Genomic DNA, 13,238 nt, shown 5'->3' with positions numbered 1-13,238 from the left:
TCAGTCCTCCTTGCCGACGAGCACCGTGAACACCACCGGCTCGACGCGGTCGTTGAGGGTGGTCACCCAGGTGGCGACCTTGGCGTCACCGGTGGACAGCACGGCCCACCCGTCCGGGTCCACCCGGTCGACGGTCAGCGCCTGCGTGGTGGAACCGGTCTTGCGCAGGCACTCCAGGGCGCCCCACACCCGCGTGGCGGCGACGGAGGCCGTCTCGCGCGCCTCCTTCGCCAGCAGGTCGCGCACGGCGATCAGGTCCTCGCCGAGCAGGCCGACCCAGTCCTCCTCCGACCTGGCCACGGCCTCCTCGACGTCCACGCCGAGCCTGCCGCCCGCGGCGACCGCGGCGAACGTGACGCCCGCGCTGTGCGACGCGGACACCTCCACGCCGTCGACCTCGGGCTTGCCGTCGGGCCGGTAGCGCACCTCGACGGGCCGGTCCAGCGCCCGGCCGATCGCGAGCGCGGTCTGCGCCCGGCGCTCGGGCGTGACGTCGGTCGGGTCGGGCTCGACCACGACCGCGCGGCTGCCGCCCAGCACCCGCTCCAGCGAGCGCTCCAGGTAGGAGCCGAGCATGGTGGGCGTCCACGGCCCCGCGCCGTCCTTTTTGCGCACGGCCCGCAGCACCAGGCCCTCCCACCGCTCGACCAGCCGGCCGTCGGGGTCGCGCACGTCGAGGTCGTAGGTGTAGCTGTCGCCGTCCTGGAACCGCTCGCGGGCGTCCAGCACCACGTACTCGGCGAGCTGGTCGACCTGCGCGGCCAGGTAGAGCCGCTCCACGCTCTGCGGCAGCAGCGTGGCGTCGGGGACGCAGCACTGGATGGCGTGCATCATCACGTCCCGCGTGCCCGGGTCGGCCAGCACCCGGTCCTGCGGCAGGAACGGGGCGAACCAGGAGGCGACGGAGGTCGTGGCGACCTCGGCCACCGCGTGCCGGGCGCTGGCCCGCCGGTAGCCCTGCAACCGCTGGAACCGCTTGCCCTGGAACAGGACGCTGCCGTACAGCTCGGTCACCGGGTCGACCGGCACGAGCGGCAGCACGGGCGCGCCGTCGACCACGTCGCCGGGGATCTCCGGGCGCGGGAACCGCAGCCTGGCCCGGAAGTGGTCGGCGGAGAAGCCGGTGTCCTCGGCGCGGATCGCCACGTCGACGGTCTCGGCGTCGCGGGCGAGCGCGGCGATCCGCACCGTCAGCGAGCCGCCGGGCCGCACGACCACCGGCCGCAGGAACTCGACGCCCTCCAGCAGCGGGGGCGCGTCGTGGCCGGTGAGCGCGGCCGCGACCTGGGTCATGGCCTCCATGCCGATCACGGCCGGGAACAGCAGGTCGCCCTCGAGCAGGTGGTCGCCCAGGTACGGGTCGCTGCCGTCGGACAGGTCGGCCTCGGTGACCAGCTCGACCGACGGGTAGTGGACCAGGACGCGGTCCACGAACCGGGCCAGCGGCAGCTCGGTGCGGGCCAGCTCCAGCGTCGGCAGGCCCGCCGCGCGGCCGGAGACCACCAGCACGGGGCCCACGGTCGGGTCGGCCAGCACCTCGCGGAGCACCGCGATGCCCGCGTCGGTGGAGATCGGCGTGATGCCGTCGCGCATCAGCGCCTCGACCACGCCCAGCCGCTCGCCCATGCCCGCGCCGGACCAGACCGACCACTCCAGGGCCAGGACCCGCGCCCGCGGGTGCTTCACGCCGAAGTCGACGGTCAGCTCGGACATCCAGTCGTTGGCGGTGGAGTAGTGCGCCTCGCCGCGCAGCCCGGCCCGGCCGATGATGCTGCCGAACGTGACCAGGAGCTTGATCCGCTCCGGGTCCACGGCGTCGAGCACCGCGTTCAGGCCCTTGATCTTCGGCGCCAGCGTGGCCCGGAAGTCCTCCTCGGACAGCCCGGTCAGCGCCTTGGGCTCGTTGCGGCCCGCGCCGTGCAGCACGGCGGTCACCTCGCCCAGCTCGGCGCGGAACTTCGCCACCGCGACGGCGATCTGCTCGGCGGAGGTCACGTCGGCCCGCTCGTAGCGGTGCTTGATGCCCGCCGCGGTCATCCGGGCGAGGTTCGCCGCCAGCTCGGGGTCGGCGGCGGGGTCGGCCCGACCGATCAGCGCCAGGGACGCGCCCGAGTCGGTGGCCATCGCGATGGCGCACTCGGCCGTGATGCCCTTGCCGCCGCCGGTGACCAGCAGCACGTCGGTCGAGTCGAGCGGGGTGCCGGCGGGGGTGCCGGGCTCGACCTGTCCGGACACCGCCCGCAGCACCGGCACGGTCCGCACGCCGTCGGCGTCGTAGCGCACCTGCGAGAAGCCGGTGGTGGCCGCGACCTCGGCCGCCACGAGGCGGACCGCCTCGGTGACCTCGGCCGCCCGCTCGGGGGCGAGGTCGACCAGCGTCACGGGGATGTGCGGGGCCTCCAGGTGCAGCGTGCGGGCCAGGCCCGACGCGCCCAGCCTGTGCTGCACGACGGCGAACCGGCGACCGGACGCCAGCACGTCGCGCGCGGCCTCCAGGAACAGGCCCACGTGCTCGTCACCGCCCTCCGGCGGCAGGAGCAGCAGCACGCCGTCGCCCGGCAGGGCGGACCGCAGCGGTTCCGCCAGCGGGTGGCCGTCGGGGGCGTACACGGCCCACTCCCCCGTCGGGCCCGCTTCGGCCGCGAGGAGCTCCCGCTCCACGTGCTCGACCAGGAACGGCCGCACCCACGGTGCGACGCCCGGGACCTCGCCGGTGTCGCGCTCGTCGGCGTGCGCGGTGTCGGCCAGGCTGTCGATCAGCTCGGCCAGCTCGCCCATCCGCACGGTGGCGAAGTTGGTCGTGCCCTCCAGGGCCGGGCGGCCCAGGGTGCGGGTGACCTCGTTGACCAGCTGGCCGACCGTGATCGAGCTGAGGTGCAGGTCGTCCAGCGGGTGGGTGCTCGCGGTGATGGCCTCCAGCGGCAGCTCCACGCGCTGCGCGGCCAGCCGCCGCAGCAGCTCCAGCGTGGACTCGCCGTCCGAGCCCTCGGCCTGCGCCGGGGACTTGGCGAGCGGGGTCGCCGGGGCGTCCTGCCCGGCGAGCAGGCCGGCGTCGAGCGCGGGAGCGGTCTCGCAGGGGCTCGCGAGGAACGTCATCGCGCCGTCCAGCGGCAGCTCGCGGGTGACCCGGCCGGCGAACAGCGCCCCGGTGCGGACCTCCGCGCCCAGCACGTGGGCGGCGGCGACGACGGTGAGCAGCGAGGTCAGCGACGCGCTGTCGGTGTCGACCGAGAGCACGGGCTTGTCGGGCGCGATCTCCTCCAGCAGGCCGGTGAGGACGCGGCCGGGGCCGACCTCGACGACCAGGTCGGTGACGGCGGCGGCCTTGGCGGCGGCCTCGTGGAACCGGACCGGGAGGGTGATCTGGTCGCGCAGCAGCGAGCGCAGGTCGGTGCCGGCCTCCAGCACCCCGCCGGTGACGGTGGAGTGCACCGGGCGGATCAGCCTGCCGAAGTCGAAGTCGACCAGCCGCTCCCGCATGGCCTCCGCCGCCGGGGACACCAGCGGCGAGTGGAACGCGTGCGAGACGTTGATGCGGGTCGCCTGCACGCCGGCGGCGCGGGCCACCGCGCACACCCGGTCCACGGCCTCGGCCGGGCCGGACAGCACGGTCTGCGCCGGGCCGTTGTAGCCGGCGATCACCACGTCCTCGTCGGCCGCCAGCTCCAGCGCCCGCTCCGGCGTGGTGGCCAGGCCGGCCATCGCGCCGCCGCCCTGGCTCGCGCTCGCCATGACGCGACCGCGCTCGGCGGCCAGCGACAGCACCCGGTCGGCGTTGAGCGCGCCGCCCCAGTGCACCGCGGTCAGCTCGCCGAGGCTGTGCCCGACGGCGGTGTTGGCGTCGATGCCCAGCTCGCGCAGCACCTTCAGCGCGGCCAGCGAACCGGCCACGATGCGCGGCTGCGCGACCTCCGTGGCGACCTGGTCGCCGTCGGTCGGCAGGTTCGCCGACCGGAAGACCTCCTCGGCCGCGGGGAAGCGGCGGCGGATCGCGCCGACCGCGCCCCGGCCCGAGCCCTGGCCCGGGAACAGGAACGCCAGGCGCGGCGGCGTGTTCCGCTCGTCCAGGAACACCCCGTCGGCGGCGTCGAACAGGGCACCGCCCTCGCTCACCGCCACCATCAGCTTCGCGACCTTGCGCTCGGCCTCCTCGGGCGTGCGGGCCACGACGGCGCCGCGCAGCGGGGCGCCGGTGAGCCGCGCCGCCAGGGCCGAGGCCAGGTCGCCCAGCTCCGCGAGGGCGAGCTTCGGCAGCAGCGCCGCCACCTCGGCCACGCGGTCCTTGAGCGCCGTGCGGTCCGGCGCGTCGAACAGCAGCACCTCGGCGTCCTGGCGACCGGCGACCAGCTCCCTGGTCCGGACGTCGAGCCGCTCGCGGCGGGTCGCGTCGGGCGCGGCCTCCAGCGCGATGTGGGTGTTGATGCCGCCGAAGCCCATGGCGGACACGCCGGCGCGCACCGGGCGGTCCTCCGGCCACAGCTCGGCCTCCGAGGGCACGTACATGACGGCGTTGTCGGCGGTCAGCTTCGGGTGCGGGTCGTAGTGCCCGGTACCCGGCGGGATGACCTGGTGGTGCACGGCGAGGGCCGCCTTGATCAACCCGGCGACCCCCGCCGCGGCCTTGGTGTGCCCGAAGTTCCCCTTGACGGTGCTCAGCGCGGCGGGCCGGGCCTGCGGGTCCGCGGCGCGGCGAGCCGAGGACAGCGCCTCGATCTCCGTCTCGTCGCCCAGCGCGGTGCCGGTGCCGTGGCCCTCGAAGTAGGAGACGGTCTCCAGGCCGTAGCCCGCGCGGCCGTAGGCGCGGTGCAGGGCCAGGCGGTGGCCGTCGGCCTCCGGGCGGGTGATGCCGCCCTTGCCGTCGGAGGAGACGCCCCAGCCGGCGATCGTGGCGTAGATGCGCAGGTCCTTCGCCAGGGCGTCCTCCTCGCGCATCAGCACCAGGGAGCCCGCGCCCTCGCCCGGCCAGAAGCCGTTGGAGTTCTTGTCGTAGACCTTCATCACGTCCTTGGCCAGCGCGCCGGTCTTGGCGAAGCCGATGACCTCGAACGGGTCGATGGACAGGTCCACGCCGCCCGCGATGGCCACGTCCATGTCGCCCTCGACGAGCGACTTGGCGGCCGTGGCGACCGACAGCAGCGACGACGAGCACGCGCCGTCGACGGTGTAGCCGCCGCCGCGCAGGTCGAAGTAGTTGCAGATCCGGCCGGCGATGGTGTTGGCGAGGCCGCCCGCCAGGGTGTCCTCGTTGATCTCCGGGAACGGCGCCTTGTACTGGACCTCCAGCTCGCGCAGGAAGCCCGCGACCTCGTCCTCGGGCCAGCCCTTCCCGGTCAGCGCGGCGGCGACCGTGCGCCGCACGTACGGCCAGCGCAGCCGCATCACGTTCGCGCGGGAGAACTCGCCGGTGAGGCTGTTGCCCAGCACGACGCCGGTGGTCTGCTTGGGCAGGCCCTCGCCGTCGGGGAAACCCGCGTCGGCCAGCGCCTGGGCGGTCACGTCGAGCGCCAGCCAGTGCGTCATGTCCGTGGAGCGGAACGTGCTGCCGGCCACGCGGTAGCGAACCCGGTCGAACTCGAAGTCGCGCAGCACCGCCGCCTTCGTGGAGTAGAAGCGGTCCGGTGCTTCGGGGTCGGGGCTGTAGTAGTCCGCCTGGTTCATCCGCTCGTCGGGCAGCCTGCGGAAGGCCCGACGACCGGCCAGGACGTTTTCCCACAGTTCCCCGGTGGAACCGGCATCGGGGTAGCGCAGGCCGATGCCGACGATTGCGATCCGCTCACTGCTCATGCTTTCACCGTCTTTGAGGACATCGGGGGTTCTGGATGGACCGAAAAATCACCGCGCGTGAAAAACGACAAACACACGGCACTTCGAAAAAGTCTGCTTCGCAAGCCTGCACGACCGCCCGAGCGCGTTGCTTCTCCACTCTTGCCCTGCTGACCTGCGCTTTTTCCATAACAGCGTGATTCGAATTTCGCGCGACACGGCCTCCGCCGCGGGCACGGTCCGCCACCTGCGCGTGCCCCGACCGGCCGCGGACCGCCCGCTGGCGGCCTCGCCCGGGTGAGTGACCGCGATGCCACGTGACGTGGACCGTTCGGCCCAGCAGGTGCGCACGGCCGAATAAGCCGTTTTGACATCACACTGGGATGCTTTGCGGACCCCGATTCGACGCCGAAGACGCTCCACGTCGGCCGAACCAGCACTGCTCCGGAGAGGGATCACATGGCGCGCACCGGAACCAACCAGCTCGTCCAACGGGAGCCCCGCACGGCGGCCGCAGCCACGTCGTCGTTCGTCAACGGCCACTTCCCCCGCAGGCGGGGGCTCGTCCTCGCGCTCGCCTCGCTCGGCGGCTTCCTGCTCACCGTCGTGTGGTCGGCGCAGTTCGTCGACTCGACCATCGGCGACAACGTGGCCAACACCCTGCTCGGCCACGACGCCAAGGAGACGCCCATCCAGGGCATCGCGGCGGGCATCGCGTTCGCGTTCGTCAGCGGCATCGCCGGCACCTTCACCGCGTGCAACATCGCCGCGTTCGGCGCCGTCGCGCCGATGCTCGGCCACACCGGGTCGCGCTGGTCGAAGCTCGCCGCCACGCTGAAGCCGATCGGGTGGCTCGCGGTCGGCATGATCCCGGTGTCCGCGCTGTACGGCGTGCTGGTCGGCGTCGTCGGCACGCGGATGCCGCAGTTCTCCACCGCGGCGACCGCCCCGGGCACGCTGAACGGACGCAGCGTCCAGTCGCTGATCGTGTTCGGCGTCATCGGGCTCGTGATGTTCTACCTGGGGCTCGCCGCGCTGGGCTACGTCCGCGACCCCTTCCGGGGGATCGCCCGCCGGTTCCCCAACGCCCCGATGGTGTTCATGGGCGTGCTGATCGGCGGTTTCCTCATCGGCCGCCCGTTCGCCCTGTTCCGGCAGATGTTCCGGGACGCGGCGGAGAGCCACAACCCCCTCTACGGCGCCGTGGCGTTCACCCTCCAGTCGGTAGGCAACATCGTCATCATGGCCTTACTCTTCCTCGCGCTGGCGTACTTCACCGGCGGCCGTCTGCAGCGGTGGCTCTCGGCCAAACCGAGCAGGATCGCCGTGGTCACGGCGGTCGCGCTGATCGTCGCCGGTGTCTTCACCTTCATGTACTGGGACATCAGGTTGCTGGCCCGTCGGGAGATCATCCCGTGGTACCCGACGGCACCGTGGGCCTGATCGCGTCGAGGGGAACCACATCACATGGGCATTCCGACCGAGCCGATCGGCAGCGTCCCGCGTCCCGCGGAGCTCCTGCAGGGCTTCCAGGACCACGCGGGGGGCCTGATCGACGACGCCGCCCTGCGCGCCCTGACCGACCAGGCGTTAGCCGACACGGTCAGCCGGTTCGAGGCCACCGGCTCACCGGTCGTCACCGACGGTGAGCAGGACAAGCCGAGCTTCGTCACCTACCCGGTGGCGGGCATCCCGGACCTGGCGGCGGGCGGCGCGGTCGTGCCGTTCGCCGACGGCCACACCCGTCAGCTCCCCGTGCTGACGAGCGGGCCGTTCCGCTACACCGCGCACGCAGTGGACCTGCTGCGGGCCACGCAGCGGCTCACGTCGCTGCCGGTGAAGCAGCCGGTGATCGCGCCGTCGGCGCTGAGCCTGCTGTACCCGGCCGACGGGATCGACGGCTACTCCCGCGAGGAGTTCGTCGCCGACCTGGTCAACGAGACCGAGGCCGACATCCGGGCCTGCCTGGACGCCGGCGCGGCCGTGGTGCAGCTGGACTTCACCGAGGGCAGGCTGTCGCTCAAGCTCGACCCCTCCGGAGGGCTGCTGCGCGACTTCGTGGCGCTCAACAACGCGGTGCTGGAGCGGTTCTCCGCGGAGGACCGGGCCCGGATCGGCCTGCACACCTGCCCGGGCGGCGACCAGGACTCCACGCACAGCGCCGACGTCGACTACGCCGCGCTGCTGCCGGACCTGTTCAAGATCAAGGCGGGTCGGTTCTACGTCCAGCTGGCCAGCGAGCCGGACCGGGTCCGGGTGCTGGAGATCATCGCCCGGCACCTGCCCGCGGACGCGCTGGTCTTCATCGGCGTGACCGACCCGATCGACCCGCGGGTGGAGACGGCCGAGGAGGTGCGCGACCGCGTGCTGGAGGCGGCGCAGTTCATCCCGCTCGACCGGCTGGGCACGTGCGACGACTGCGGTTTCGCCCCGTTCGCCGACGACACGTCCACCTCGCGCGACACCGCGTTCGCCAAGGTCGCGGCCCGGGTCGAGGGCACGAGGCTCGCCTCGGAGGCGCTCGGGCTCTGATCGACGAGCGCCACCGCGACGCCGGTGCGGCCATTCGGCCCTGCCGGCGTCGTCGCGTTTCCGGGGTGTTTTCCCGGGCGCCCCCCGGACGACCGTCCACACCGGACCGAGTGGAAGAGCAACCCGCGAGAAGAGGGCACCCTACCCGTAACGGTGTAATGCCTCAGGTGGTGATCCCTCCCGAAAGGCGGCCCCCGCGATGGCGTTCCGGTCGAAATCGGCCCCTTTCCCCGCCGGACCACTCCCGCGGGGCACGGGAGGAGTAGTCGGCGCGCCACCGGCGTCGACACGATCGGGCGGGGCGGCGGCGTGCCGCCCCGCCGCGTCGCACGACAGGGGGCGAAGATGAGCGAGACCACCGGCCGCCTGGTGCGGCTGCCCGGGCTGGTGCTGCGCTGCGCGTGGGTCGGCCTGATCGTGCTCGGCTACGGGCTGCTCATCGCGGGCTCGGCGGTCGGCGCCCGCCTGCGGCGCGCCCCGGGTGGGCGCGGCCTGCGCGACGGCGACCGCTGGGTGCGGATGCTGACCCGGCTCGGGCCGTCCTACATCAAGATCGGCCAGTTGCTGAGCACGCGGCGGGACCTGCTGCCCGAGGAGGTCACCACCCCGCTCGGCCGGCTCACCGACGGCGCCGCGCCGCCCGGCAGGCGGCGGATCGAGCGGGCCGTGCGCGAGGCCTACCGCGACCGGCCGTGGCCGTTCCGCGAGTTCGACTGGACGCCCGTCGCCTCCGGCAGCATCGCCACCGTCCACGAGGCGGTGACCACCGACGGCCGCCACGTGGCGGTCAAGGTGCGCCGACCCGGCATCGAGCGGGTGATGTGGCAGGACTTCACGCTGACCGCCTCCGCGATGAGCCTCATGGGCATGCTGCCCAAGCTGCGCAAGATGCCGTTCAAGCTCATGCACGGCCAGGTGGGCGGCGCGATCCTGCGGCAGCTCGACTTCGAGGCCGAGGCCGCGTCGCTGACCGCGTTGCGCGCCAACCTGGTCCGCTCCGGCAACGTCACGATCCCCGCGCCGCTGCCGGAGCTGTGCACCCGCGAGACCGTGGTGATGGAGTTCGTCAGCGACCTGCGGCGCTTCGAGCCCGGCGAGCTGGACCTCGAGACCCGCCGCTCGGTGCAGCGCGCCGTGCTGGGCACGGTCTACGAGATGCTGTTCATCGACGGCCTCGTGCACTGCGACCTGCACCCCGGCAACCTGTACTTCGACCTCAACGCCGACCTGGTGATGCTGGACGCGGGCTTCGTGATCCAGCTCCCCGACGCGGTGCGCCGGTCGTTCGCGGACTTCTTCATCAACATGGCGATGGGCGACGGCTGGATGTGCGCCCAGATCGTCATCGAGAGCGCCGCCGAGATCGCCGAGGACTGCGACCTGGAGGGCTTCCGCACCGCGCTCGGCGAGCTGGTGGCGGAGACCTCGGGCGCGAAGTCCGGCGAGTTCGACCTCGCGCGGTTCGCCGGCCGGCTGTTCGACCTGCAACGCCGGTTCGGCCTGTTCCCCGCCCCGGAGTTCGCCTTCCCCCTGCTCTCGCTGCTGGTCATCGAGGGCATGATCAAGGGCTTCGACTCCGACCTCGACTTCCAGGCCGAGGCCATCCCGGTCCTGCGTCGACGCAACATCCCCCGTGACGCCCAACCCGCAGTTGAAAGGTGAGTCGAGCATGGACGCAACCACCCACGTCCGGGTTCCGCTGGTCGAGGAGGGTCAGGCCGAGGGCCGCCTCGCCGAGCTGTACGCCGACATCAAGAGCAACACCAACCTGCCGTTCGTGCCGGACATGTTCCGCCTGCTGTCCACGCGGCCGGACCTGCTCGAAGGCGTCGTGGCGGGCTACAAGGGCATGTTCATCACCGGCATCATGCCGCGGGCGACGCGCGAGCTGATCGCCGCGTGGACGTCCAAGGTGAACCAGTGCCCGTACTGCGTCGGCACGCACAACTTCTTCTTCCAGGCGTTCGGCGGCCCCCAGGAGACGGCCAAGGCCGTCGAGACCGCCGAGTCCGTCGAGGACCTGCCGGTCGACGAGCGGACCAAGGTCCTGCTGCGCCTGCTGACCAAGCTCAGCAAGGAGGCGTACAAGATCACCGACGTCGACTGGAAGGTCGCCACGGACGCCGGCTGGACGTCCGAGGAGCTGCTGGAGGGCTTCTTCATCGCGGGCATGTTCAACTTCATCACCCGCATGGTGGACGGCCTGGGCCTGGGCTTCTCCGTGGCCGCGAGCCGGGTGTCGCAGCAGGAGGTCCCGACGGGAGGTGAGGCGTGACCGGTTCGCGCGCGGTCCTGATCACCGGCGTCAACTCCTCCGGCGGGCTGTCCTCGGGCACAGGCCGGGCGACCGCGCTGCGCCTGCACCGCGCCGGCTGGCCGGTGTACGCCACCGGCCGCAGCGTGGACGGGTTGAAGGACCTGGCCGAAGAGGGCATCACCACGTTGCGGGTCGACGTCACCGACGAGGAGTCGATGGTCGCCGCGGTGGACCGGATCACCGAGGACCACGGCGCGGTCGGGGTCCTGGTGAACAACGCCGCCTACAGCCTCAACGGCACGATCGGCGAGACGCCGATGGAGCAGGTGCGCCGGCAGTTCGAGACGAACTTCTTCGGCCTGTCCCGGATGACGCAGCTGGTGCTGCCCGGCATGCGCGAGCAGCGCTCCGGGCGGATCATCATGATGTCGTCGATCTTCGGCCTGTTCGCCACCCCGGGTCGCGGCTACTACCAGGCCACCAAGCACGCCCTGGAGGCCATCAGCGACTCGCTGCGGCTCGAGGTGAAGCCGTGGGACATCAAGGTGTCCATCATCGAGCCCTCGCCCATCCTCGGCTCGTTCGTCCCGACCACGGTCGGCGACCTGGAGCTGAGCACCGACAGCGACCTGTACGCCGACTTCTGGGAGCGCTTCGTCGTCTGGCACGGCGCCTACCGGGAGGTCGACAAGCCCAAGGGCCGGGGCCGCACGGCCGTGCGCTCGGGCAAGGTCGCCGAGACCATCGAGAGGGCCATCACGGACCCGAACCCGCGGATCCGGTACCGGCTCGGCCTGCCGACCCACCTGCTGAAGCCGCAGCGCGCGATCTTCGGCGACCGGGCCTGGGAGGTCTTCGTGACGAAGTTCTTCCCCCAGCCCTGATCCCCGCCACCGAAACGGAGCGGCTCCGGACCCTCTCGGTCCGGAGCCGCTCCGTCGTGGTCGGTCCTCAGCCCTCGCGCAGCCAGGCCGCCATCCGCTCCCCGATCATGATCGAGGTGAGGTTGGTGTTGGCGCGCACCGTGCTCGGCATGATGGACGAGTCGGCGACGTAGAGGGACTCGGTGCCGTACACCGCGCCCCGCTCGTCCACGACCGCGTCCGGGTCCGAGGCCGGTCCCATCCGGACCGTGCCGACCGGGTGGTAGGCGCTGTCCAGGCTGGTCTTCACGTACTGCCGCACCATGTCGTCGTTGTCGATCATGGCGTCGCGCAGCACCACGAAACCCTGGCCCAGCTTGAGGATGTCGGGGTGGTGCGCCAGCTTCCACGCCGTGCGGACGCCGTCGACGAGGATGTCCATCTCGCGGGGGTCGTCGAGGAAGTTCAGCACGATGTTCGGCTGCGCCGACGGGTCGGTGGAGGGCAGCGTGATCCGGCCGCGGGAGCCGGGGCGCTGCGACACCACCATCACGCCGAGGATCTCGGTGGCGCCCGCCAGCATCTGCAGCTCCGGGAAGTGCGACAGCGAGAAGTGGTTGACCATGTAGTACTGCAGGTCGTTGAACTCGCCGCTGATCGGGGAGGTGGTGCGCAGGATCTGCTGGAGGAACGCCTCGGTCGGGTCGATCACCCCCGGCTGCGGCACGAGGAACGCGCCGGTGCGCTGGTGGTCGACCAGGTTGCCGCCGACGCCGGGCAGGTCCGACCGGACGTCGACGCCGAGCCGGCGCAGGTCCTCGGCCGGGCCGATGCCCGAGCGCAGCAGGATCATCGGCGAGGCGACCGCACCGGTCGCCAGGATGATCCGGCGGCCCTCGACCAGCTCGTAGGAGCCGCCCTCCGCCGCCGCCAGCACGCCGACCGCCCTGGCGCCGTCGAACACGACCCGGTCTACCGTGGTCCGGCTCCGGATCTCCAGGTTGGGCCGGTTGCGGATCAGCCGCAGGTAGGTCGTGCCGGTCGTGGCCCGGTGCACCTGGTCGTGCCGGGTGGACGGGATCGAGCCGACACCGGTCGCCTCGGGGTGGTTGTGGTCCTTCACCTCGGGGAAGCCGGCCTCCAGGCACGCCTCGACGAACGCCGTCTGACCGGGCGACAGCTCCTCGGGGCTCCAGCGGCGGATCGGCATCGGGCCACCGCCGCCGTGGTACTCGCTGTCGCCGAAGTCGTAGTCGTTCTCCAGCTTGCGGAAGTAGGGCAGCACCTCCTCGTAGGACCACCCCGGGTTGCCGGCCGCGGCCCAGTCGTCGTAGTCCTCCGCCACCCCGCGCAGGCCGACCGTCGCGCCGACCGCCGACGAGCCGCCGGCGAGCTTGCCCCGGGGGAAGCGGATCCGGCGGCCGTCGTGGACGTCCGCGCGGAAGGTCCAGTCATTGCCCTCGAACGACATCGCGCGGCCGTAGAAGATCTCCTCCGGCAGCTGCTCCGGCTCGGCGTAGTCCGGGCCGCCTTCCAGGAGCAGCACGCGCCGCGCGGGATCCTCGGTCAGCCGGGCCGCGAGCGCCGCACCGGCCGACCCGGCGCCGACGATGATGTCGTCATATTGAGCCGTCATAAGCAGTCCTCGAAGAAGATTGGGCGCTTCGGGCACAGGGTTCTGCGACCCGCCAGCCGAGCGTGGCACCGGCCGCGATGACCTTGCTACTCGCGCGTTGCCCGGCCGGAACGACCGGAGGTCGCCTCGGTTTTCCACCCGACGGGCACCGGCGGATTCCACCCGTCGCGGCGAATAACGCGGCTCA

Annotated in this window: 7 protein-coding genes; 5 read left to right on the top strand and 2 right to left on the bottom strand. The window is 72.4% G+C overall.

What is annotated here, in order from left to right; translation table 11 throughout:
- A complete protein-coding gene (locus ACIGNX_RS12790) occupies positions 1–5,784 on the bottom strand; it encodes an SDR family NAD(P)-dependent oxidoreductase (RefSeq protein ID WP_396539379.1) in 5,784 nt (1,927 codons plus the stop codon).
- Between the two features lie 438 nt (positions 5,785–6,222).
- Here ACIGNX_RS12790 and ACIGNX_RS12785 point away from each other — a divergent pair, with 438 nt between their 5' ends.
- The 5 genes from ACIGNX_RS12785 (at position 6,223) to ACIGNX_RS12765 (ending at position 11,436) form a co-directional block, all read left to right on the top strand.
- On the top strand, positions 6,223–7,206 hold the full coding sequence (locus tag ACIGNX_RS12785; protein WP_396539377.1) for a hypothetical protein: 984 nt from the start codon (positions 6,223–6,225) through the stop codon (positions 7,204–7,206).
- Positions 7,207–7,230: 24 nt separating this feature from the next.
- Complete coding sequence (locus ACIGNX_RS12780; protein ID WP_396539373.1) at positions 7,231–8,295, top strand: cobalamin-independent methionine synthase II family protein; 1,065 nt, start codon at positions 7,231–7,233, stop codon at positions 8,293–8,295.
- Between the two features lie 345 nt (positions 8,296–8,640).
- Positions 8,641–9,957: an ABC1 kinase family protein gene (locus ACIGNX_RS12775; RefSeq protein WP_396539371.1), complete on the top strand. Its 1,317-nt coding sequence runs from the start codon at positions 8,641–8,643 to the stop codon at positions 9,955–9,957.
- A gap of 7 nt (positions 9,958–9,964) precedes the next feature.
- Entirely contained in the window at positions 9,965–10,570 is a 606-nt protein-coding gene (locus ACIGNX_RS12770) for a carboxymuconolactone decarboxylase family protein (protein ID WP_396539370.1), read from the top strand.
- Positions 10,567–11,436, top strand: a complete 870-nt coding sequence (locus ACIGNX_RS12765; protein ID WP_396539368.1) for an SDR family NAD(P)-dependent oxidoreductase — start codon at positions 10,567–10,569, stop codon at positions 11,434–11,436. Before ACIGNX_RS12770 ends, ACIGNX_RS12765 begins: the two co-directional genes overlap by 4 nt.
- Before the next feature lie 67 nt (positions 11,437–11,503).
- Here the strand turns inward: ACIGNX_RS12765 and ACIGNX_RS12760 are convergent, their stop codons facing one another.
- Positions 11,504–13,051: a GMC family oxidoreductase gene (locus ACIGNX_RS12760; protein ID WP_396539366.1), complete on the bottom strand. Its 1,548-nt coding sequence runs from the start codon at positions 13,049–13,051 to the stop codon at positions 11,504–11,506.
- Positions 13,052–13,238 lie beyond the last annotated feature (187 nt).

The organism is Actinosynnema sp. NPDC053489 (assembly GCF_044544865.1).
Lineage (GTDB): Bacteria > Actinomycetota > Actinomycetes > Mycobacteriales > Pseudonocardiaceae > Actinosynnema.
Note: the sequence above shows the minus strand (reverse complement) of the source record. Positions and strands in the feature narration are given on the sequence as shown.

Excerpts from the sequence above, each read along its gene's own strand:
- ACIGNX_RS12785 (WP_396539377.1), top strand. The coding sequence starts at position 6,223 with ATGGCGCGCACCGGAACCAACCAGCTCGTCCAACGGGAGCCCCGCACG.
- ACIGNX_RS12775 (WP_396539371.1), top strand. The coding sequence starts at position 8,641 with ATGAGCGAGACCACCGGCCGCCTGGTGCGGCTGCCCGGGCTGGTGCTG.
- ACIGNX_RS12770 (WP_396539370.1), top strand. The coding sequence starts at position 9,965 with ATGGACGCAACCACCCACGTCCGGGTTCCGCTGGTCGAGGAGGGTCAG.
- ACIGNX_RS12790 (WP_396539379.1), bottom strand. The coding sequence starts at position 5,784 with ATGAGCAGTGAGCGGATCGCAATCGTCGGCATCGGCCTGCGCTACCCC.
- ACIGNX_RS12780 (WP_396539373.1), top strand. The coding sequence starts at position 7,231 with ATGGGCATTCCGACCGAGCCGATCGGCAGCGTCCCGCGTCCCGCGGAG.
- ACIGNX_RS12760 (WP_396539366.1), bottom strand. The coding sequence starts at position 13,051 with ATGACGGCTCAATATGACGACATCATCGTCGGCGCCGGGTCGGCCGGT.